The organism is uncultured Campylobacter sp. (assembly GCF_938045625.1).
Lineage (GTDB): Bacteria > Campylobacterota > Campylobacteria > Campylobacterales > Campylobacteraceae > Campylobacter_A.
Genome location: NZ_CALIAV010000085.1, coordinates 1 through 21,188, shown reverse-complemented (window position 1 = coordinate 21,188; position 21,188 = coordinate 1). Strand labels below are relative to the sequence as shown.

At 45.2% G+C, this 21,188-nt stretch carries 18 protein-coding genes; 5 read left to right on the top strand and 13 right to left on the bottom strand.

Annotated features, from left to right (window positions below):
* The 8 genes from Q0386_RS07980 to Q0386_RS07945 all read right to left on the bottom strand — a co-directional run bounded on the left by Q0386_RS07980 (position 1) and on the right by Q0386_RS07945 (position 8,598).
* The gene (locus Q0386_RS07980; RefSeq protein WP_299029518.1) at positions 1–981 is read right to left on the bottom strand and encodes an iron ABC transporter permease; all 981 of its coding nucleotides are present in this window, start codon (positions 979–981) and stop codon (positions 1–3) included.
* Positions 971–3,043: a TonB-dependent receptor gene (locus Q0386_RS07975; protein WP_299029516.1), complete on the bottom strand. Its 2,073-nt coding sequence runs from the start codon at positions 3,041–3,043 to the stop codon at positions 971–973. The genes Q0386_RS07980 and Q0386_RS07975 overlap by 11 nt, the downstream gene beginning before the upstream one ends.
* A gap of 50 nt (positions 3,044–3,093) precedes the next feature.
* Positions 3,094–3,522 (bottom strand): biopolymer transporter ExbD, encoded by a 429-nt coding sequence (locus Q0386_RS07970; RefSeq protein ID WP_299029514.1) that lies wholly within the window; start codon positions 3,520–3,522, stop codon positions 3,094–3,096.
* Entirely contained in the window at positions 3,500–4,129 is a 630-nt protein-coding gene (locus Q0386_RS07965; RefSeq protein ID WP_299029512.1) for a MotA/TolQ/ExbB proton channel family protein, read from the bottom strand. The genes Q0386_RS07970 and Q0386_RS07965 overlap by 23 nt, the downstream gene beginning before the upstream one ends.
* A gap of 176 nt (positions 4,130–4,305) precedes the next feature.
* Positions 4,306–6,000, bottom strand: a complete 1,695-nt coding sequence (locus Q0386_RS07960) for a TonB-dependent receptor (RefSeq protein WP_299029509.1) — start codon at positions 5,998–6,000, stop codon at positions 4,306–4,308.
* Positions 5,997–6,383: a TonB-dependent receptor plug domain-containing protein gene (locus Q0386_RS07955; protein ID WP_299029507.1), complete on the bottom strand. Its 387-nt coding sequence runs from the start codon at positions 6,381–6,383 to the stop codon at positions 5,997–5,999. The genes Q0386_RS07960 and Q0386_RS07955 overlap by 4 nt, the downstream gene beginning before the upstream one ends.
* A gap of 306 nt (positions 6,384–6,689) precedes the next feature.
* Positions 6,690–6,959 (bottom strand): DUF2470 domain-containing protein, encoded by a 270-nt coding sequence (locus tag Q0386_RS07950; protein ID WP_299029504.1) that lies wholly within the window; start codon positions 6,957–6,959, stop codon positions 6,690–6,692.
* A gap of 55 nt (positions 6,960–7,014) precedes the next feature.
* Entirely contained in the window at positions 7,015–8,598 is a 1,584-nt protein-coding gene (locus Q0386_RS07945) for a cyclic peptide export ABC transporter (RefSeq protein ID WP_299029501.1), read from the bottom strand.
* A 97-nt stretch (positions 8,599–8,695) separates the two neighbouring features.
* On the opposite strand from Q0386_RS07945, the gene Q0386_RS07940 reads away from it, so the two are divergent.
* Both Q0386_RS07940 and msrA read left to right on the top strand, forming a co-directional pair.
* Positions 8,696–9,316: a YigZ family protein gene (locus Q0386_RS07940; protein ID WP_299029498.1), complete on the top strand. Its 621-nt coding sequence runs from the start codon at positions 8,696–8,698 to the stop codon at positions 9,314–9,316.
* Between the two features lie 544 nt (positions 9,317–9,860).
* Entirely contained in the window at positions 9,861–10,973 is a 1,113-nt protein-coding gene (msrA, locus tag Q0386_RS07935) for a peptide-methionine (S)-S-oxide reductase MsrA (RefSeq protein WP_299029495.1), read from the top strand.
* A gap of 292 nt (positions 10,974–11,265) precedes the next feature.
* Here msrA and Q0386_RS07930 read toward each other — a convergent pair whose 3' ends face one another.
* Positions 11,266–11,520, bottom strand: coding sequence for a chemotaxis protein (locus Q0386_RS07930; protein ID WP_299029492.1), 255 nt, complete (start codon positions 11,518–11,520; stop codon positions 11,266–11,268).
* A 328-nt stretch (positions 11,521–11,848) separates the two neighbouring features.
* Positions 11,849–13,438: an ABC-F family ATP-binding cassette domain-containing protein gene (locus Q0386_RS07925; protein ID WP_299029489.1), complete on the bottom strand. Its 1,590-nt coding sequence runs from the start codon at positions 13,436–13,438 to the stop codon at positions 11,849–11,851.
* Between the two features lie 228 nt (positions 13,439–13,666).
* On the opposite strand from Q0386_RS07925, the gene Q0386_RS07920 reads away from it, so the two are divergent.
* Positions 13,667–14,518: a radical SAM protein gene (locus tag Q0386_RS07920; protein WP_299029487.1), complete on the top strand. Its 852-nt coding sequence runs from the start codon at positions 13,667–13,669 to the stop codon at positions 14,516–14,518.
* 2 nt (positions 14,519–14,520) lie between these two features.
* Positions 14,521–15,360: an alpha/beta fold hydrolase gene (locus Q0386_RS07915; protein ID WP_299029484.1), complete on the top strand. Its 840-nt coding sequence runs from the start codon at positions 14,521–14,523 to the stop codon at positions 15,358–15,360.
* A 421-nt stretch (positions 15,361–15,781) separates the two neighbouring features.
* On the opposite strand, the gene Q0386_RS07910 is transcribed toward Q0386_RS07915, so the two are convergent.
* Positions 15,782–16,816: a hypothetical protein gene (locus Q0386_RS07910; protein ID WP_299029481.1), complete on the bottom strand. Its 1,035-nt coding sequence runs from the start codon at positions 16,814–16,816 to the stop codon at positions 15,782–15,784.
* 295 nt (positions 16,817–17,111) lie between these two features.
* On the opposite strand from Q0386_RS07910, the gene Q0386_RS07905 reads away from it, so the two are divergent.
* Positions 17,112–17,708, top strand: a complete 597-nt coding sequence (locus Q0386_RS07905) for a DUF1440 domain-containing protein (RefSeq protein WP_299029478.1) — start codon at positions 17,112–17,114, stop codon at positions 17,706–17,708.
* 50 nt (positions 17,709–17,758) lie between these two features.
* Here the strand turns inward: Q0386_RS07905 and Q0386_RS07900 are convergent, their stop codons facing one another.
* Together Q0386_RS07900 and Q0386_RS07895 are read right to left on the bottom strand one after the other, a co-directional pair.
* The gene (locus Q0386_RS07900; protein ID WP_299029476.1) at positions 17,759–18,451 is read right to left on the bottom strand and encodes a cytochrome-c oxidase; all 693 of its coding nucleotides are present in this window, start codon (positions 18,449–18,451) and stop codon (positions 17,759–17,761) included.
* A 594-nt stretch (positions 18,452–19,045) separates the two neighbouring features.
* On the bottom strand, positions 19,046–21,188 hold a 2,143-nt coding region (locus Q0386_RS07895; RefSeq protein ID WP_299029473.1), incomplete at its 5' end, for a hypothetical protein.

The following is a 21,188-nucleotide window of genomic DNA, read 5'->3' as shown; positions in this document are numbered from 1 at the left end:
TTATATGCTCCTGCTTGAGCGGATAGCTAAAAATAGAAAAAACGGAGCGCCGAAAAACGCCGTAACCACGCCGATAGGTACCTCAGTCGGGCTTAGGACGCTTTTGCCTATCGTGTCGCAGGCTAGCAGGAAAAACCCGCCCGCAAAGGCGCTAATTGGTATCAAAACGATGTTGCTCGAGGTTTTTAGTATCATGCGTAGCGTATGCGGGATGATGAGTCCAACAAAGCCTATCATGCCCGTAAACGCTACCGAAAACGCCACGGCTAAAGACGAGACGATGAGTAGGCGTTTTTTCATCTTTTCTACGTCCACGCCTAGACTTTGAGCCTCCTCGTCGCCGCTTAAGATGACGTTTAGCTCAAAGCGCTTAAAGTAAAAATACGCCATAGATAGCACAAGAGGAATGCTTATGTAGGCGATCTTCTCCCAGTTTGCCGAGCCCACGTAGCCCATCATCCACGCTACTATCTTAAAGCTATCCTCGCCGATGAGGTAGGTCGCAAAGCTCGTAAACGCGCCCAAAAACGACGAAAACGCGATGCCGATGATAAGAAGCGTGGCGATGGATTTGCCTTTTTTAGAGAGTTTAAAAATAAGCACTGAAAGTATCGCCGCGCTAAAAAATGCAAACACTCCGTAGTAAAAATCGGACAGCTTTAAAAGATAGGCCGCCACGGCGCCAAAGGTTGCAGCAGAGGCGATGCCGATGATGTAGGGGTCTGCTAGCGGGTTTAAAAACACGCTTTGCACGACGACGCCCGAGCTTGCTAAAAGCATGCCGATTAAAAAGGCCATGATGACGCGCGGCAAGCGGATCTCAAGCAAGATCGTCTCTTTTATCTCGTCTATCTCGCCGCCGCTTGCAAATTTGATGATATCTTGCCACGAGATATCGGCTCCGCCAAGACTAAGCGAAAATATAAAAAGCAGCGCCGTAAGCGCCGCCAAAACCGCCGCAACTCCGTTTTTAGTAGGCATACTTAAACTCTACGTAGTAGTTTCTCTCGTCTGCGGGCTCGTATATGTCCTCTAGCTCGCTTTGATAGGAGTTGTATTTTTTGTTGAATAAATTTTTAACTCCCGCAGATACTGAAAATCCGCCTTTAAATTTATACTTCGCGCCAAGATCCACTAGCGTTCTAGAGACGGTTTGCGTCTCGTAGCCCGAGATATCGGTCGCGCCCGAGTAGATAGCTCTTTTTAGCTTTGATAGGTATTTGACGTCAAGGAGTAAATTTAGATCCTTGATCGGCTCGTAGTCGATGCTAGCGACAAATTTGCTCTTTTGTACGGTCGGCACCTCCATGCCTTTGTTGTTGCCTTTTTTAAATTCGGCTTTTACGTAGGAGAAGGTCTGGCTGGTTTTTAGGTTGTCTAAAATTTGCTGCTCGGCGTAGAGTTCGGCTCCGTATCTCCTGACGTCGTCTAAATTTATAAAAAACCAGCCGTCGGTTATGTTGTTCGTGAGCGTTCTGGTGTAAATTTCGTTTTTTGTATCGGTTAAAAATACGGTCGCGCTTATGAAATTATCATAGATCATATCCCTCACGCCAAGCTCGTAGGTTTGGTAGGTTTCGGATTTTAGATTATTTACTACGTAGTTGGTTCTGTTTGGCTTATCTACAAACTGAACTGGCGAGGGCGAGACGAATCCGCGCTCAAATTTAAAATAAACGTTGCCGGTGTCGGAGTATTTAAAGCTAGGCGTTATCTCAAAAGCGTGGTTGTCCGAGTTTTTCTTGCCTTTAAAGGACGAATCGTTAACTATCGTTCGGCCTGGCGTCATCTTTACGACGGAGTTTGAGCGTCTATCCATATCGTTTCTAGCTAGCTCGAGCCTATATCCCGCGCTCAAAGAAAACATATCGGTAAAGTCGTGCTTTTCTAACACGTAAAACGAATGCGTTTTCTTTTCTACGTCAAATTTGGTCGTGACGTCGGCGCTTACCGTGATAGGTCCGCGTCTGCTCGTAGATTTCGAGAGTATAGATCTTTTGGCCTCTTGTCTTAAAAAATCGTAGCCGAATATAAAATCTCCTCTGCCGTAGCCGTATTTGCCCTTAAATTTAGCCCCGGCTTGTTTATCGGTTAGCCCTAGCGCTCCGCTGCCACCGTCTTTGTAGGCGCTATAGGAGTCCATGGTTAGCTTTTGATAATAAGGCGATAGATTAAACGTCAGCGCGTCGTTTAAATTTATAGAGTAGTCGGCGTTTACGCTAACTCTTTTGTTTAGGTAGTCGGTTTTGCTTGATCCTGCTTGCCTTCTATCCTGCTCTAGCTGAGCTTTGCTTAGAGCGCCGGTGGTGCGGCTTTTGTCTTTAAAATAGCTTGAGTTTATAGATAATGCCTGATCGTCCGTTATCTGATAGGTTAGGCCGCCCGAGACGTAGTCCTCTTTGGTTTTATCCCCGCGTCTATATCCGTTTGAGTCAGATTTTTTCGCGTTTAGTTTTAAAGATAGCGCGTCGGTTACTCCGCCGCCGACGTTTAGGGCTACGTCTTTATAGGAGTAGGAGGCTAGCTTGCTAGAGACGCCTGCGTAAAATTTCTTTTTGCTCTTTTTGGTGATGATATTTATCACGCCTCCCATCGTGCCGCTGCTGTATAGCACGGTGCCGCCTCCAGGGACTATCTCTATCCTATCTACGTCCTCGATAGGTATCATATCTACGGGGATCCTAGTAGGCGTAGTGTCGATCATGTTTAGCGCGACGCCGTCCACCATCACCTTTACGGTCGTGGTCGATCTAGCCGACGAGCTCCTTCTGGAGCCTTGTCCGCGCATATCTATGTTGTTGCCGTTTAGGCTGACGCCTGGAGCTTTTTCGAGAGCTTCTTTGATATCGCGGTATCCCCTGTCCTCTATCTCTTTGGCGGTTATTACTGTTACGTTTCTAACCTCGTCTTTTAGCGCGCTCTCAAAGCCAGTCGTGGTTATGACGGTGGCGTCTAGTCTCGTGGAGCCATCCTCTGCGGCGTATAAATTTAGACTCGCTATCAGCGAAAGCGCGATAGCTCCTTTGCTTGATTTAGCAATCATAGTTGTTCTCCTTGATTAAATTTACAGGGAGATAAAACCGGGTTCATTTTCTATCCTTTGGGCTTTTTCTTGATGTTTAGCTCGACATTTTGCGTGCCGTTATCTTTTAAAATAGAGATCAAATTTACGACCTCGCCGTAGTTTATCGCTTCATCGGCGTTTAGTTTGACGCTCTCTTTTTGCTTTGGGGTTAAATTTGCGATTTGCGCGCCAAGATCTGCTAAATTTAAATTTAGGCTCTTTTGCTCGCCGCCTACGCTTAAAAGCACTTCGCCGCTAAGCAGATAAAAAACCTCGACGTTTTTGGTATCTTTTTCGTCCAAATTTGACGCGCTTTGGGGCAGGGCGATGTCGATGTGGGCAAATTTGTTAAAAGAGGTCGTAACCATAAAAAATAGCAAAAGCACGAATATCACGTCGATCAAATTTAACATCGAGATGCCGGCGTATCTGGTCTTATCTCTGCGGACATACTTCACAGCTTCTCCTTTCAAAACTGCGACCAAACAGGCTCATAATGCGGTTTAGGTCGTTTAGGATGAAATCTATTTTCTTGCTAATCATGAGAAAAAATATCACGCAAGGAATCGCCACTATAAGCCCAAAAGCCGTCGTATAAAGCGCCTCGGAGATACCGACTGCTACGAGCGGAGCGTCTACTCCGCCGCTAAGTCCGCTAAAGGCCTTTATCATACCAACTATCGTGCCCAGTAGCCCTAGCTGCGGGCTCGCGCTCGCGCAAAGCCCCAGTATCCACGTGCGCCGCTCAAGCGAGGTTAGCTGCATGGATACGGCCTCCTCGGCGATGTAGTCGATCTGCGTTTTGCTAGCGCCTTCGCCTAAATTTTCCACGACGAAAAGCGCGGTTTTAGCAAGCGAGTTTTTGTAGCTTTTACAAAATTCTTTGATTTTTCCGTAGTCGCCTTCTAAAATGAGATTGCAAAGCTTGATCTTAAACGAACTAGTCGCGTCTATCTCGGTAAATAAAAAATACGCTCCCTTTTCAAGAAGCACCGCGATACCGAGCACCGAGAGGCAAAATATCGGCCACATAAATATACCGCCGACTTCTATATACTCAAACATTTTAATCCTAATATTAATTATCAAAAGCGGTTTATTATACCGCCGCTATCATTAATCGGTAATAAAATTCGGCAAGATTTCATAGCGTTAGATAACAAAATCCAAATAACGTTTTGCAGAAAAACGTAGTGCCCAAAAAGGCAAATTTAGGGTACAGAGCCCTAAATTTAGCGGTTTTAGTAGGTGTACTTAAACTCTACGTAATAGTTTCTCTCGTTTGCCGGGCTATACTCGTAGATACCGGTTTGGTTGTTTTTGCCTTGGTAGTCATAGTATTTTTTGTTAAAGAGATTTTTTACGCCCCCTGTTATGCCAAATCCGTTTTTAAATTTATACGAAACGCCTGCGTCCACGATGCTGCGAGAGGAGATATTGTCGTAGTTTACGTCCTTTTTCTTTGAGTAAAATTTATAGTCCGCAAACACTTGCAAGTCGCTCACGATCTCGTAGTCCGCGCCGAATATAAATTTGTGTTTTGAGACGTAGGGCACCTCTTTGCCGGCGTTATCGCCTTTTTTGATCGTGGCGTTTATGTAGGCGTAGGACTGGCTTAAAATCAGCCTATCAAAGAGATTTTGCCTGCTAAAAAACTCAAATCCGTAGCGTCTAGTTTTTGCGATGTTATAGTATTTCCAAGCGTCTCCGTGGTTGGCCCCGAGCTCGGCATAGGCTATCTCGTCGCTAGTGTCGGTTAAAAACACGGTAGCGTTTACCGGCATGCTTGCGACGTGATCTTTTAGTCCGATCTCGTAGGTGTTAAATTTTTCCGATTTTAGGTCGTTAAATTTGTACTGTTTAGTGATCTGATCTTTATCGGTTAGCTGAGAAGGCGAGGGTGAGATGTAGCCGCGCTCAAATTTAAAATATACGTTTCCGGTGTCGGAGTATCTGAAATTTGGCGTAAACTCAAACGCGTGGTTGTCGATATCTCTGCCGTCGCTTATGGCGTTGTAGCTGGTCATCGGAGGGAAAGGTATGCCGTTTCTAAAGCCCTTCATATCTGAAACTCTGCTGGCTTCGTACTGCGCGCGCTCGAATCTATACCCAAAGCTTAGATCAAAAACCTGCGTAAATTTATGCTTTTCCATAAAATAAAGCGCGTGAGTGGTCTTTTGTAGATCTAGCGTCGTGTCGTGCTTTAGGCTTATCACGGGTGATGTTTTTACCTCGTAGTGCGACTCTCTCTCGCCTTTGTTTTGCTCGTAGTCGTAGCCAAAGATAAACTCGCCGCTGCCGTAGTCGAGCTTGTTCTTAAAATTTACGCCGTATTTTTTATCGCCAAAAAGTCCTTGCGACGGATAGCGCACGCCGCGAGCCGACTCGGTCGAGGAGGTTTTGATTTTTATTTTTTGATAATACGGCATCAAATTTACCGAATAAAAGTCGTTAAATTTCCCCTCGTATACGGCGCTAACGTCGATTTTCTCGTTTTCAAAGAGTTTTGTTAGGCCGTTATTTGCGTTTTGTCTGCGGTTTTGCGAAACTTGATCTTGGGTTAGGGTGCCTGGATCGTTTCTTTTTGATTTAAATACGCTAGGCGTCAAATTTAGCGAGTGAGAGTCGTTAAATTTGTAGTTTAGCCCGCCGCTTAGGTAGTATCCGCGCTCCTTGTAGTCGTGTCTGTAGCCTTTTTGACCGAACGCTTTGCCGCTAAATTTTAAAAACAGATCCTCACTCACGTTTCCGCCGACGGTGGCTGCGGCGTCGCGGTAGCTATACGAGCCTATCTTGGAGCTCACGTTTGCGAAAAAATCTCGTGGCTTTTGCTTGGTGATGATATTTACCACGCCGCCTCTAGTGCCGCTGCCGTATAGTACGGCTCCGCCTCCTGGCATCACTTCGACCTGCTCGATGTCCTCGATCGCGATCATCTCAAGCGGGGTATGATGCCGTGCGCTGCATCGACCATATTTATCGGCACTCCGTTTAGCATAACTTTTACGGCCATAGTCGGCATCGCGCCGTCTCCGCGCATATCTATGTTTTCGCCTAGGCTTGAGGTACTGACGAAATCGACGCTAGGGATCTTTTCTACGAGCTCTTTTACCGAGCGGTAGCCGTAGGCCTCGACGTCCGCTTTGGTTACGACGAATATATTTCTAGTCTCTTCTTTTAGCGCGCTTTCAAAACCCGTCGCCGTTACTATGGCGGCATCTAGCGTGACGTTTTGGGTTTGCGCGTTTAGGCTCGCGGCTGCGGCTAGCGACAAAAGTATAAATTTACCGCCTTGCGCGCCTAATCTTTTTTTGCTCATTTTAACTCCCTTTGGTTTTATCATAGTTAATAATGATAAAAAGTTTCGTTGTTCTACTATTTTTGGTATTAATTAATAATAAAAATCAATTCTTATAATTTTGATTTACGATTATAGCGACATTCGCAAGATTTTAGATTTAATTTTAAGGAGTATATTGCGCGTTTAAATCGTGAAATTTAAAAGCTGAATTTGAAAGGTTTTAAAATAAATTTGAAGTGGAGTAAAATTTGAGAGTTAAATTTGATATAAAAGCAAGCAGGCGCGGTAAATTTGCGCTCCAGCTAAAGAGGCGCAAGGGAGGATTCAGCCCTCCATGCTGTTTACGACGTTTATGACCTCGTCGCGCAGGCTCTCGACCGTTAGTTCGGCTTTTTTCTCAAACGGTACGAACACATCGCCCTCGTCGCAGGCGATATGCATGCCGTCCTCGGTGATATCGGTCATTTTGACGTTTTGCGGGTTCGTAAAGCCGCCAAATTTCGCGCACATATCCTCTGTAAGGCCGATGAAGTTATCGTTCATCATTCCTAGCGCCATCTCTTTGGCTTCTCTTGCTTCTTCGTCCAGCTTCATATTATCTCCTTAGCTAAAAATGATATTTGTTATTTTAACCGTTTTTAGCTGAATTTTAGCCCTTAACGAGCACGATTTGCCCGTTTCGTATCTCGTAAATTTTATCCGCCGCGTCAAAATACGCATCGTCGTGACTGATCGCAAAAACGGTGTAACCTTGCGCCTTAAGCCCCGGCAAAAACTCCGTGTAAAAATGCCGCCTAAACTCTGGGTCTTGATCGGCCGCCCACTCGTCAAGGATCAAAAATTTGCGCTTTTCAAGCAGCGCCGCGACCATAGCGAGGCGCTTTTTCTGGCCTTGGGAGAGATTTAGCGTGCTAAAAATCCCATCCTTGACGCTTACTTTATTTTCTATCGACATCTTTTTTAGTAGCCCCTCTATCAGCGCCCCATCGTCGCTCATAACCTCGTCAAAGAGATAAAAGTCGCTAAACACCGCGCTGATCGTATTTGCGTAGCTTTTTAAATTTGACTCGGTGATTCTGACGTCATCTGCGAACATCTCGCCGCTTTTTGGCGCTAAAAGCCCCGCTAGGATCATAAATAGCGTGCTTTTGCCGCTGCCGTTTTTGCCGATCAAAAATACCGTCTCGCCGCGACTAATCTCTAAATTTATATCTTTTAGCGCAAATTCGCTCCCCTCGTCGTAGGCGAAATTTATATCTTTTAGGCGCAGTTTTTGCCAAATTTGCGGAGCCGTCTCGCCTAGCTCAAACTCGGGCTCAAATGGCGCTAGGTCTAGCTTTTTTAGCCGCTCGTACGCGATGCGCGCACGAAATACGCTAGGCACCGAGTAAAGCAGCATCATGAGGGGCGCTCGCAAAAAAAGTATCGCTAGCGCAACCGTGATCGCGTCTTGCAGGCTCGCGGCGTCGTAGGCTAGGCAAAAATATATCTCGATGCCCACGGCGCCTAGCATCACGGTGTTTAGCCAGTTGCTCATAAAGGATTGATGGATCTCGGCTTTTACGATATTTTCGCGCAGGCTTTTTGCGTTTGGGATAAAGCGGTCCCAAAAAAGCCGCTTCGCGCGGGCTAAATTTAAGCTAAGCTCCCTATGCCCCTCGATGCAGGTCTGGTAGTCGCGATATAGCGCATCCTCGCCGTTACGGCATTGTTCGTAGTATTTGTGGATATTCTTGATGAAGTATCGGCAAATCCATGTCGCCGCGCTCATCCAAAGCACCAAAAACACGAAAATCTCGGCCGAGATATAAAGCACGTAAGCACCCGTCGCGCCGATGATGAGTACGCCTTGGATGATGCTTGGCACCTGCATAAAGCCGTCGGTTAGGCTGCGTACGTCGCTTGAGAGCGAGGCGATCAAATTTGACTTGCCCGCGGCTACGATTTTTTGGTTTGCGGTATCTAGGATCCTTTTTATCGTTTTGGCTCGCAGCTCGTAGACAAAGTCGTTGCCGATCACGCTAAGAGCGATGCGCGAGAGCACCGAAAAGCCCAAAAACAAAATCAAAAGCGCGAAAAACGCAAGTAAAATTTGAGCGTCTTGTTCTTTTAAATTTAAGAGGTATTTGTTGATAAAGGCTAGTATCAAGATCCCTGAGCCGCTAAAAACGGCGCTGGAAACGATCATGGCGATGATTTGCCAAAGCATTTTTTTTGAGATTTTTTTAAACATTTTCATTCTTTTTTGAGAGCTTATTTCATTTTAGCCGCCATTTTATAAGAATATTTTTAAAATTTCGCTAAAATCGGGCTTTATTTAAAGGAGAAAATTGCAAACGGTTTTGCGGGTCGTATCGACCAAAACTGAAGCCAAAAAATCGACGTTTTTATGCTTTTTGTGTCCTATTTCGGAGTTTAAGGCCTTGCACGAGCGCCTAAAGGCCGAACATCCAAAGGCCGCGCACGTCGTGTGGGCGCTGCGCGAGCGAAACGGCTACGGCCAGATAGTGGAAAATCAAAGCGACGACGGCGAGCCAAAGGGCACGAGCGGGCAGCCCTCGCTAAACGCGCTTAGAGGCGCCCAGCTCGTAAACGCAGGCGCGCTCATCGTTCGGTATTTTGGCGGGATAAAACTAGGCACGGGCGGACTCGTGCGAGCTTACGGCGCGGCGGTAAATGCGGCGATAGAGGAGGCTGAGGGTTGCGGCGCGCTAGCTAAATTTGAGATAAAATCGCTTTGCGTGTTTTTTACGCCGTACGCGCTGGGCTCGCGCTTTGAGCACTATTTTGAAAAGAGAAATTTGAGCTTTGAGCGCGAATTTAACGAGGGGGGCGCGATCTGGCGAGCGGAGTTTAACAACGCCGAATTTGACGAATTTCAGGTATTTGCGAGTGGGTTTGAGCAAGAGGGGTTTAAATTTTACGCCTTGCCGTTAGCCGCGAAAGGGTAAATCAAGAGGCGAAATTCACGTTGGGTTTAGAGTGGGCGGTTATAATTTCGCTGATTTTGGCTAAGGCTCGTCTCGTGAGTGCTTTTGAGAGAGATTTGAAATTTTAAGTCTGTGGCAGACTACTTGTCTAGCCTTGACTTAAAATTTCTACACAACTCTCAAAATCATCTCACGATACTTCGCCTTATCGTTTTATGTTCAAATTTGAAGTCAAATATTTTACTCGCCGAGACCCGTACCGCGAAAGTGCTAAATTTAAACCTGCGACGCGTAAGCGTCAAATTTAAACCTGCACGTAGCGCAGCAACCTCTCACGTCGTAGGGGTTGGGGGATTGTTAAGGGGGAAGGGAGCGACCTCGTAATTCAAGCCCCTTCCCCCCTTAATAAGAAAGATTAAATTTAATGTACAACGCTAAATTTAACCAAACCAAATTTAGCAGTTTCAAGATGCGGGTCTCGGTGCGTAAAATGCAAAACCGTCAAATTTGAAGTCAAATTTGCCCGAATCAAATTTATTCTAAATTTAAGCCAAAAGGAGCGAAAATGCTTGGCAAAACGTTAAAAACAGCAGGAATAGTCGGCGCTTTAGCGCTATTTTTAGGTATATTTTTAAATTTACAAGGAGAACAGATGAAACATGAAACAAAAGAGCCTGCGGTCGCGAATAAAACGATCGTGCTAGCGGGCGGGTGCTTTTGGGGCACGGAGGCCTATCTAAAGCAGCTTCCGGGCGTGGTTAGCACCTACACGGGCTACGCAAACTCAAGGGTGCCAAATCCTAGCTACGAGCAGGTCTGCACGGGCGATACGAACGCCGCCGAGGCCGTCTGGGTCGAATACGACGAGTACGTGATCGACCTGCCGCATTTGCTCAAATTTTACTTTAACACCATCGATCCCACCAGCCTAAACAAGCAAGGCGGCGACCGCGGCACGCAGTACCGTACGGGCATTTACTACACCGATGCGGCCGACGAGCCGGCGATCAGAGCCTTTATCTCCGAGCAGCAAAAAAACTACAAAGCGCCCATCGTGACGGAGGTCGCACCGCTAGAAAATATCTATAAAGCCGAGGAGTATCATCAGGACTATCTGGACAAAAACCCGCACGGCTACTGCCACGTGACCTTTGAGAGCCTGCCTAAAAAGGGCGAAATTTTGAGCGACAAAAAGCGCGATATGAAGCAAAATCTGCAAAACTATAAAAATAAAGACGACGCGGCGCTAAAAAATGAGCTCAGCGCCATATCCTACGACGTCGTAAAGCACGCAGCGACCGAGCGTCCGCACAGCAGCGAGCTAAACGACGAGGAGCGCATCGGTATCTACGTCGATATCACAAACGGTCAGCCGCTTTTTAGCTCGTACGATAAATTTGACGCTGGCTGCGGGTGGCCGAGCTTTACGAAGCCGATAGATGCTAGCCTGATCGCCGAAAAGTCCGATCTATCGTACGGTATGGTACGCACCGAGGTCAAAACCGCGATGTCGGATTCGCATTTGGGGCATGTATTTGACGACGGTCCGAGCGACAAAGGAGGGCTAAGATACTGCATAAACGGCGCTGCGCTGAGGTTTGTGCCAAAAGAGGAGATGGAGAAGCAGGGGTATGGGTATTTGATTCCTTACCTCGACGCGCAGTATTCTAAAAAGTAGCGGCTTGTCTCGCGAGTACTTTTAAATGATTTCGTAAATTTCGCCCTGCGACAGACTATATGTCTAGCCTTGGGACGAAATTTACTTCAAAACATTTAAAATCATCTCACGATACTTCGCCTTATTGTTTTGGGTTCAAATTTGAAGTCAAATTTGTAAATTTCGGCTTCAAATTTTACACACCGAGACCCGCACCGCAAAAACGTTAGATTTTGTTTTTTATGCCTTATTGCGAGTAAAACCTTCCTCGTCCCTAAAGAAAGAATTTAAGAGATTTAAATTAGGCGGAAGTTTATCCTTTATACTCTTTTAGCGCCTTTATCCCTTCACACTCTTTTAGTTCCGCAAAATCGGCGTGTAGTTTTTCGTGGATTTTAAAAATTTGCACGCCGACGTCGGTAAAATCGCGGTAATAATCCTTAAAATTGGGGTCGCTTTTTGATAGCTCAATAAAATTTTTAACCAGCTCGCCAGCTTCTTTTACCATATTTACTATCAGTTCATCGATTTTTTGCAGTAAATTATTTACGCCTTCATTCATTAGCATTCTCTCCTTATGCTGCTACACTCGCATCTATTTGCTTTTATATTTAGCTGGTTTTTCGCAGTAGTAAATGATATGGATAAATGTTATCATAGAAATATTTATCTCATTCTTAAGAAACAATACGCGGCAGTAAAATTGAAAAATATGTCGGCGTTTTCGTAGCGCAAGCTTTAGCGAGTAAATTTAAAAATAGTCGCTAAAAAGATAAGCGGTAAAATTTAAATCCAAGCAGTAAAACGGAGCTAAATTTGCTGCTTGGATTTGATTTCAAATTTAGCGAGCATCAAATTTGCCCGCCAAATCAAAGCTAAAATCAAAAAATATAAATTTAAGCCGTCGTTCCCTCATTCATCGCGGCGTATTCTTCAAAAGTCCCCTTAAAATCGACTACTTCGCCGTTTCCTTTTAGATGGATGATGCGGTTGGCGAAGGCGTCGATGAGCTCGCGGTCGTGGCTCACGCAGATGACGTTGCCGCCGAATTTATACAGCGCCTCGCCTAGAGCAATGATGGCTTCTAGATCCAGGTGGTTGTTTGGCTCGTCTAGCACGAGTAGATTGCCGCGCTCTAGCATCAGACGGCTTAGCATCAGGCGGTGTTTCTCGCCGCCGCTTAGGCTGCCGACCGATTTTTCCTGCTCGGCGCCGCTAAATAGCATGCGGCCTAGGCACTTACGGATCTCGTCTAGGTCTTTGTTGTTTTCGTCTTGCAGCCACTCGTAGAGCTTTAGCTCGCCCGTGATTTTATTTGTCGTGTCCTGCGCAAAATAGCTAGGCTCTATCGTCGCGCCCACGTGCACGTCGCCGCTATCTGGAGCGACCTCGCCGATGATGATTTTAGCTAGCGTGCTTTTGCCTACGCCGTTTGCGCCGATGATGGCGACCTTGTCGTTCTTTTCGAGCTTGAAGCTAAAATTTTCAAACAAAACCTTGTCGTATTTTTTGCTGACGCCGCGCACTTCTAGGATCTCGTTACCGATGTCGCGTTTGATGCGGAAAAGTATGCTAGGATCGCGTCTGCTTGATACCTTGATCTCCTCGATGTCGAGTTTGTTTAGCTGCTTTTGGCGGCTGGTTGCTTGGCGGGCTTTGCTCGCGTTTGCGGAGAAGCGCGCGATAAATTTCTCCAGCTCCTCTTTTTCTTTTAGCTTTTTGTCGCGCTCCATCTCGTGCTGTTTGGCTACGAGCGTCGAGGCGATGTACCAGTCGTCGTAGTTGCCCGCAAACTGCCTGATTTTCTTAAAATCCACGTCTAGGATGTGCGTGCAAACCGCGTTTAAGAAGTGGCGGTCGTGGCTGATTAGCACCATCGTGCCTTCGTGGCGGTTTAGCTCGTTTTCCAGCCACTTTATACTCTCGATATCAAGGTTGTTGGTCGGCTCGTCGAGGAAAAGGATGTCGGGCTTTGGAAAGAGTACTTGAGCGAGTAGGACTTTAAATTTATCCGAGTTTTCGACCTCGCTCATCGGCTTTTCAAAGTCGCTAAAGCCAAGCGAGCTTAGGATTTTTTCTATACGCACCTCGTACTCGTAGCTAGGATCCTCCTCGGCGCTTATCATCTCAAGCTGCGCTAGGCGGTCGTTTATAGCGTCGGTAAACTCCTCGCTCATGTAGAGCTGCTCTTTTTCTTTTACCGCGTCGTATAGGCGTTTGTTGCCGTATAGCACGGCGTCCTTGACGCTAAAGTTTTCAAACGCGAACTGATCTTGCCCTAGCACGCCTACTTTTAGCCCGTTTTCGATCACGATCTCGCCGCTGTTTGCTTCGATCTCGCCTGCAAGGATTTTTAGAAACGTCGATTTTCCCGCGCCGTTTGCGCCGATGAGTCCGTAGCGGTTGCCGCGAGTGAGCTTTAAATTTACGTCCTCAAATAGCAGCTGCGCGTTAAATCTCATCAATAAATTTTTGACTTCAAGCATATTTTTCCTTAAATTTGACTTTTTAAATCGTAGATTTTGCCAAAAAGTCGTTTAAAATCAGTATAAACTTCGGCAAAAAGGCGTAGCGTGCTATTTGGGCCGGTTATAAAACGAGCTTAGATTTGATAAATTTATCTTTTTATCGGTAAAACTGCGTCGCTTTAGCTTAAAGTCTAAATTTTCGCTAAAATCTCCACTAAAATCCGAGCAACTAAAGGCAAAAATCAAATGCAAGTCGCAAAAATCCGTGCCAAAAATATCCTCTCACGCTCCAAAATCGGTAGCGGCGGCTACGCGATCAGCCCGTACGTGGGCTGCCCGCACAGCTGCATCTACTGCTACGCCGAGTTTATGCGCGGCGTCACGGGGCACGAGGAGGCGTGGGGCGAGTTTTTGGATGTGAAGGAATTTGATACGGCGAGCTTGGTTAAATTTGCCGCTTCGCACGGCGGCGAGCGCGTATTTATGAGCTCGGTTACCGACTGCTATAACCCGTACGAGGCGCGCTTTGGAGTTACGCGAAAAGTCCTTGAAACGCTGGCCTGCTCGGATGCGAATCTGCAAATTTTAACCAAATCAAGCCTCGTGACGCGCGATATAGATTTGCTGCAAACCATGCCAAACGTCCGCGTAGGCGTGAGTTTGAGCGTGATAGACGAAAGCTTGCGCCGCATGCTCGAGCCTCGAGCAAGTCCCGTCGCTGCAAGGATCGCGGCGATAAAAAAGCTACGCGCCGCGGGAGTGAAAACCTATATATTCGTCGCGCCGATTTTTCCGCAGATCACGCCCGTTTTTGATATCATATCCCGCTACGGCGACGCGGCGGATGAAATTTGGTTTGATAGGCTAAATCTCTATCCAAATTTTAGGGATAAAATTTTAGCTTTCATCGGGCGAAATTTCCCCGCGCTTTTGCCGCTTTATAAGCAAATTTATCTTTTCGGCGATGATGGCTATTTCGAGCGGCTAGCGGATGAGATCAGGCTAGCGGCGCAGGAGAAATTTGGAAGCGATCTTGGCGATAGGGTTAGGATATTTTTTGAGCGGAGAAAATCCGACGCAGATAAATTTGAAAGGTAAAAATGAACGTAATTTTTCGGCTTTGTATCGTGCTTTGCGTATTATACGTTGCGGTTTTGGCGCTGCTTTATTTTTTTCAGGAACGGATGATATTTTTCCCGAGCAAGCTTGAGCCAAACCATGATTTTAGCTTTGATCAGCCGTTTGAGGAGATCAGACTAGACGCAAACGGCACGTGGATAAGCGGTCTTAAGTTTTTAGCGCAGAGTAGGGACGGCGGGCAAATTTATAGCGACGAGAACGGCGAACGAAAAGCGAAAAACGGCGCGGTGATATTTTTCCACGGTAATGCGGGCAATCTGCAAGGCTGGGGCAAGTATGCGCGGCATTTTACGGATTTGGGCTATGATTTTTATCTGTTTGACTACCGAGGCTACGGCAAGAGCGGCGGCGAGATAGGCTCGCAGGAGCAGCTTTACGCGGATACGGACTTGATGATGGAGCCGGTTTTGCGGGAGTATGATGCGGGCGAGGTCACGGTGCTGGGCTATTCGGTGGGTAGCGGGCTAGCGGCTCGCGCAGCGCAGAAATACGGCGCTAAGCGGCTAGTTTTGATCGCGCCCTATTTTAGCCTAGAGGAGCTAGCGCGGGAGAAAATGCCCTTTGTGCCGAAGTTTTTAATCAAATACAAAATCCCTACGTTTGAGTTTGTCGGCAGTTTTGGCGGGCCGGTGACGATATTTCACGGTGAGCATGACGAGCTAATCGGCGTGGATAACTCGCGCAGGTTGCTTAAATTTCTAAAGCCCGGAGATAAAATTTACGAACTAAACGCCGGACACAACGATATCCTAGGCCTAAGCGAGCTTTGGGAAAAATTAGCGCAGAAGCTGGGCGAGTAGGGCGGGGCTGCGGCGGTAAATTTGACGAAGTAGACTGAAGTTTGGCCGTTTAACGGTGAATTTGCTCGCTTGGGCTATTCTTGTCCTTGCAGCGCAACGGCTAAATATTGACGAGCAAGGAAACAAATAAAAAATCCTAAACATATTTGGAAGCTTAAAAGACGAGGCTAAACTCGCCGCGTGGGCGATGGCGGCAAAGATTTTCGTTAAATTTTAGTAATCCAGGCGGAGTGTAAAATGTTTGACTAAATAGCAACGGCAGCCTAAAATCAAGACTATAAATATTAAATTTTACCGTATAAAGTGCCCAAAATAATTTTAAACCAATGTTTAGTTTAAGGCTATTTTGCATAGATAAAAAGGCGAGCTGGAGTATTTTGGCTCGCCCGTAACCCTTTAGGCGTAAAATTTAGCTTTTAAACTACTTAAAAGCGTCGTTTATTTTACCGCTTTTTTGGCATTTTTCGCGCTCGGCTTCGATTAGCTTTTTTGACTCTGCACCCTTAGCTAATACGCTTTCATCTATCAAAACGCTCGGCAAATTTAGCATAATAGCGTTATGGGAACCGCTAAAACCGCCTAAATTTTGTCCGAAATCTTTTCTGACGCGATCGTTTTTGCTATTTATGTCTCCGCCTTCGCAGTGAAAGTGCGCTCCGCCGTTTGAACAATGGCATTTTATCTCCATATCTTCGTCGTATATGCGTTCGTCCATAAAGTAAACATTTTTATTTAAATTTATACTACTGATTGGATTATAAACTAGTGCGGCCAAAATTCTATTGCCGTGCGGATTTGATACCTCCCAGCGCACGGCGTGATAGGAACTTAACATTACCACGAGCGGTTTTTGCGATTTGTCTAGCGTTACGACTACCTTATTATCCTGCGCGTCGCTGTCATAAACGGCAGCGAGCCAGATATCAAATTTTTGACCTTTTAGTTGCGCGACTACTTCGCTTTGTTTGTGAAATTTCGGTTCATCTTTAAAATCTACTAAAAGGCTAGTCGTGTGCCAGTTGTTGACGAACCAAACTTCTATCTTGTGGCGTCCCTTATTAAATTTATGCACAAGCGCTTTGCTTCCGGCGTTTTCGGAATCGAATATCTGCTCGCCGTCCACCGCGATGCGTAAATTTGCCCAGCTAAAATCGGCTAAAATCATCTTTTGCGCGTCTTGTTTGAAATCGAAATTTCCAACCCAGTAGGCGATAAATTTTTCGGAAGGTATCTTATGAAACTCGTCGTAAGCAAAATTTAAATTTATCTTTTCGACCGTTTCAGAGAAAACTACATTTTTTGAATCGTCTTTATTGAGATAAAAGGCTAAAAATTTACCCGTAGGTATCTGTTTGCCCGCCGTGATCTCGCTCGCCCATTTTTGCGCGTCGTTAGCGTTTGCGTAGGCAAGAAATACGCAAAAAGCCAGAAAAAGCGTCCGTCGTAGAAATTTCATTTTTTCTCCTTTTAATTTTATTTTGCGTAGTTTATCAAAACGTCGTTTAATGTTAAATTTTTACGTACAGCTCGGTTGTGAATCTTATAGATTTATTTTAGTGCATTTAAATTTTACGCTCAGTCGTAAATTTATCGTTTGGTTATGTTTGCGACGCGTATGGCAAAGTTAACTTAGGGTAGCGTGCTTGGTCCAGACCGACTGTAAAACAGTCTAAAATGCAAATCTAGATAATTAATATTTATTCAAGCAAAAAAAGAATGCTACATGCCTTATTTTTTAGAAAAGTGTAATTATGAATTCACAAACTAAAGAACGTTTCGGTTTAGCCGCTCTAATCGGCCTAATCGCAGGCGTGGTTTCAGCCTTTGTTAAGTGGGGAGCAGAATTTCCACTTCCGCCAAGAAGCCCTATGGATATGTTTAATGCCGCTTGCGGGCCAGAAAGCGCGATTAGAGCGGCTGACGCGATCGACTGCTCGAGGAATTTCTTAAATCCGCCTTATGTCTTTTTAAGAGATTACATAGGTATCTCTGGTCCAAATGCCGCGATCTACGAATTTGCAGGGCATGCGTTTAACTACGTGATGTTTATGCATATCATTTTTTCGATCGTTTTTGCCGTCGGATACTGCATCGTAGCTGAGAAATTTCCAAAGATTACGATGTGGCAAGGCGTACTAGCCGGTATCCTAGCAAACATCGCGGTTCACGTGATCTCACTGCCTATTTTGGGTCTTACGCCACCGCTTTGGGCGCTACCTTGGTATGAGCATGTGTCTGAATTTGTCGGTCATATGATATGGTTTTGGTCGATCGAGATCATCCGCCACGACCTAAGAGCTAGGATCACGAAAGAAAAAGACCCGAGCGATTGCTGCTGCAACGCATAGCTTGCAAATTTACGCCGTTTTAGTAAAATCTAAAACGGCTTTTTGGGTTTTTAAAAACAAAATCTCTCGTCGGCTTTGTTTTGCTTGCGCATAGCTTTAAATTTGGCTAAATTTTCCTCGTTTAAAAAATAATCTTTTTCTTTTTGCGCGCGTGTTTCTAGAGCTTCTATTGCTTTTGCAAGAGCCGCTTTTCTATCTGCGTGAGGCGACGCAAACTCCGGTAAAAACATAGCTTCGTAAACGTTTGCCTTACTCCACTCAAGTGATTTGGTGGCGATATCTTGCTGCTTTTTGATATCGCAAAATGCGTATGGATTTACCACGTCGCCCACTAGCTTTATAAATGCTCCTATCGCGCTTTTAACCTCAAAAAATTTATCGTCATCCAAATTTATAACCTCCCTTAGCAAGATCGCGCGATTTTTGGCGTTGTAAAACCAAAATACCGCTTCGTCGCGAAGCCCTAGGTCGTAAGCGCGGGCCGAAAGCACGAAAAGAGTCATTGGCGTGACCGTCTGCGGAGCGTCCTGCACGATCTTTTCCGCGCTCCTAAAGTCCTCTAGCGTGCCGCTTTTTAGCAGCCCGTCTATCTTGTCGTAAACCTTTACATGTTCAGCCTTGCCGGCATTTGCCGAGTAGTACGGCGTCACGTAAATATCGATGCTCGTTACCTTGCCGTCACCAGCCGCCGATGCTACCGCCGCGCCAAAACAAAGCGCCGCTAAAAAACGTAAAATTTTCATTTTTTCTCCTTTTAATTTTATTTTGCGTAGTTTATCAAAAAGTCGTTTAATGTTTAAATTCGTGAGTGCGGCGCGGACGCGGATCATATAGATTTGTTTGCTGGTATCTAAAATTTGATACCTAGCGGCTTTCTTGTTTTGTCATCTCTAGATATAGACAAATGGAATCGGCGTGCGCGGTAATACATTTGATTTTAGACTGATCACGGCAAGCCTAAATTTAATTTTTTATGGATTGCTCTTATTGATATACTTTATCGGCTCGGATTTAGGTTTGCTAAGTAAATTTAGGTCCAAGCTTGGTATTTTATTTATAAAAATCCGCTTTTGGTATTTGCTTTTATTTTTTGTCAATTTTAAGCCCATCGTTAAATTTGACGTTGGCCTTTTTTTGTCGCCGCATACTAAATTTCCTTAAATAAATCCATCCTCGTTTTTAGATAAATTTCGCCGCTTACAGCCGTTAAGTCATTTGGTTTTATTGGGATGTTGGTTGAATTGGAGCTAAATTTAACCCTGAAGTTTTCGCTTCAGGGTTAAAAATCATCGGTCTGATCTGCTTCGGATTTGGTTTGGCCGTATGTTGTGCATATGTTACATATGGGTTATTTGCAGATACGTATCGCCGCCTTCGGTTATTATGTTGCCGTTTAGCAGGTCGAAATTTGACAATCCCGCAAGCTTTACGAGATTGTCTCCGTTGCTTACGGTTTTATTAGCATCGACATCTCTTACTAGATATGTTTCGTTATTGTAGTAGACTGCATACATAGTATTTGCGTCGGTAGAGCCTAGAGAGTCTAGGGCTGCATTTATGGCTTCTTTTAGATCGGTCTTGCTGTTTGCGGCATTTTGATCTATCTTGACGAAATTTGCAACTGCGCTACCTAGACTTATCTTATCGCCTCTGTTTGCATCGGTTATCGTTACGTATTTGCTAGCGTTAGCATCTGTCGTAGAAGCTCCTAGATTAAACGTATCGTTACCCGCTCCGCCGCTGATTTCAAATTTCTTATTAGCGGTTAATGCCGCAGTAGTGACGGTATCGTTTCCTTCGCCGAGGTTTACGGTTATATCTTTGGTTTGGGTTATCGTAAATTTTACTTTATCGTCGCCCTTGCCACTATCGACTAGTTTTAGGTTTTTAGAGCCGATCTCTATCTCGTCTTTGGTTTTTGAGCCTTTTACCGTGGTTACGTTATCGTTATAGGCAGCTCCGTCCATGGTGGTTATTCTTGTAGTTCCGCTTGCGTTGTCGTATTCGCTCAGGTCGATGCTTTTTAGATTGCTAGCACTTAGCCCGTCTACCCAAAAATCCGTAATCGTACCTAGCGCTAGTAGGCTATCTGGATTTGTTATTCCACCTTTTACGGTGATAGTCTCTACTGTATCGTTGGAATAAGCCGTTATACCGGTTATTACGTTTGTTAGATTTGCTACGAAGTCCTTGGCTCTGTCCCCATCCATACCCCAACCTACATCTATCATATCAAAAGTGATCGGAGCGCTACTGCCCGAACGGATCGTTATGCTTTCTCCTACTTTCCAGCTACTAACGCCTCCAAATGTCATAGGCGCCGTCAAATTTGACATCTCAAGCGTTATATTTTTAGCAATTATATAGCCGTCAAGAGTAACACTTTGTAGATAGTTGTGCGTTCCAGTATTTATCGTAACGTTGCCAAATTTAGTATGGCCTTCTATGTCCGCTGCGAGAGTTTTTAAATTTAGTTCCTTAACGTTGCTTGCGTTAATCGTAATATTGCGACCCGTTATAAACTTGAAATCGGCTGTGGAGTCTGGCCCGTTACCCTTGATATCGATATTTACGTCGCCTACGCTTTCGATACTATTTGTTTCTATAGTTTTTTGTCCGTAAGCTTTTATGTTTATATTTTTAACTTCCACTTTATCTGTCGTACTGGTGGCGGAGCCTATGCCAAAATCGTGAGTTAGGTCTTGCGTCCCTATCTTTACTCTAGCATCAGCTACGTTCGTATTTAGGTTTATGTTTACATCGCTTTTCTTGCTGTTATCATTGGTATTAAATCCTCTTAGCCAGCCTATATCGACTGTTTTTTGATTATTTGTCGTTATGTCGATGTTTCCACCTAAAGACTCGTAGTTTGCTAGCTTTAGAGTGGAATCTGTTATACCTGAAGCTGCGTTAGCGTTGATACTTAGACTCTTTGCTTTTACGGCCACTGTGTCAGGGGTTATTACACTAGGACTAGGTTGATAGCCTATCTCAGCTGAGGCGCCAGCTACGGTTGCGGTCATATTAAATTTAGCATCGCCGCCTACGTTGATCTTTTCCCAATCGGTTATCGGGCTAAAGACCGTTATCGGCGTTACGCTCATTTTGAGTGTTTTATAGCCGCTAGCGTTTACGTTTAGATTGCCAGTGATATCTAAATTTCCGTTAGTTCGTATAATGCCGTCTGTTATATCGGAATTTGCGCTATGGTTTAAAGAGAAATTCCTAGCCTTTATGCCACCTGTTACGCTAGTATCGGTCGATACGGTCTCTTTGGCGTATCTCGCGCTTGACCCCTCCTGCGTAAATTTAGTAGTTAAATTTACGTCGCCGTTTGCGTAGATATTTCCCGTCGTTAGAGTCTTTTGTCCCGTAGCATTTATGCTTACGTCGTTGGCTTTAGCAGTAGCGCTATCACCTATTTGTCCGTACGTTACCGTAGAGTCCTCTTTATCCGTAGTAGATATTAGGCTTACGTCT

Excerpts from the sequence above, each read along its gene's own strand:
- Q0386_RS07965 (WP_299029512.1), bottom strand. The coding sequence starts at position 4,129 with ATGTTTGAGTATATAGAAGTCGGCGGTATATTTATGTGGCCGATATTT.
- Q0386_RS07980 (WP_299029518.1), bottom strand. The coding sequence starts at position 981 with ATGCCTACTAAAAACGGAGTTGCGGCGGTTTTGGCGGCGCTTACGGCG.
- Q0386_RS07915 (WP_299029484.1), top strand. The coding sequence starts at position 14,521 with ATGAACGTAATTTTTCGGCTTTGTATCGTGCTTTGCGTATTATACGTT.
- Q0386_RS07920 (WP_299029487.1), top strand. The coding sequence starts at position 13,667 with ATGCAAGTCGCAAAAATCCGTGCCAAAAATATCCTCTCACGCTCCAAA.
- Q0386_RS07955 (WP_299029507.1), bottom strand. The coding sequence starts at position 6,383 with ATGAGCAAAAAAAGATTAGGCGCGCAAGGCGGTAAATTTATACTTTTG.
- Q0386_RS07900 (WP_299029476.1), bottom strand. The coding sequence starts at position 18,451 with ATGAAAATTTTACGTTTTTTAGCGGCGCTTTGTTTTGGCGCGGCGGTA.
- Q0386_RS07945 (WP_299029501.1), bottom strand. The coding sequence starts at position 8,598 with ATGTTTAAAAAAATCTCAAAAAAAATGCTTTGGCAAATCATCGCCATG.
- Q0386_RS07925 (WP_299029489.1), bottom strand. The coding sequence starts at position 13,438 with ATGCTTGAAGTCAAAAATTTATTGATGAGATTTAACGCGCAGCTGCTA.
- Q0386_RS07930 (WP_299029492.1), bottom strand. The coding sequence starts at position 11,520 with ATGCTAATGAATGAAGGCGTAAATAATTTACTGCAAAAAATCGATGAA.
- Q0386_RS07960 (WP_299029509.1), bottom strand. The coding sequence starts at position 6,000 with ATGATCGCGATCGAGGACATCGAGCAGGTCGAAGTGATGCCAGGAGGC.
- Q0386_RS07975 (WP_299029516.1), bottom strand. The coding sequence starts at position 3,043 with ATGATTGCTAAATCAAGCAAAGGAGCTATCGCGCTTTCGCTGATAGCG.
- Q0386_RS07910 (WP_299029481.1), bottom strand. The coding sequence starts at position 16,816 with ATGAAATTTCTACGACGGACGCTTTTTCTGGCTTTTTGCGTATTTCTT.
- Q0386_RS07905 (WP_299029478.1), top strand. The coding sequence starts at position 17,112 with ATGAATTCACAAACTAAAGAACGTTTCGGTTTAGCCGCTCTAATCGGC.
- Q0386_RS07950 (WP_299029504.1), bottom strand. The coding sequence starts at position 6,959 with ATGAAGCTGGACGAAGAAGCAAGAGAAGCCAAAGAGATGGCGCTAGGA.
- msrA (WP_299029495.1), top strand. The coding sequence starts at position 9,861 with ATGCTTGGCAAAACGTTAAAAACAGCAGGAATAGTCGGCGCTTTAGCG.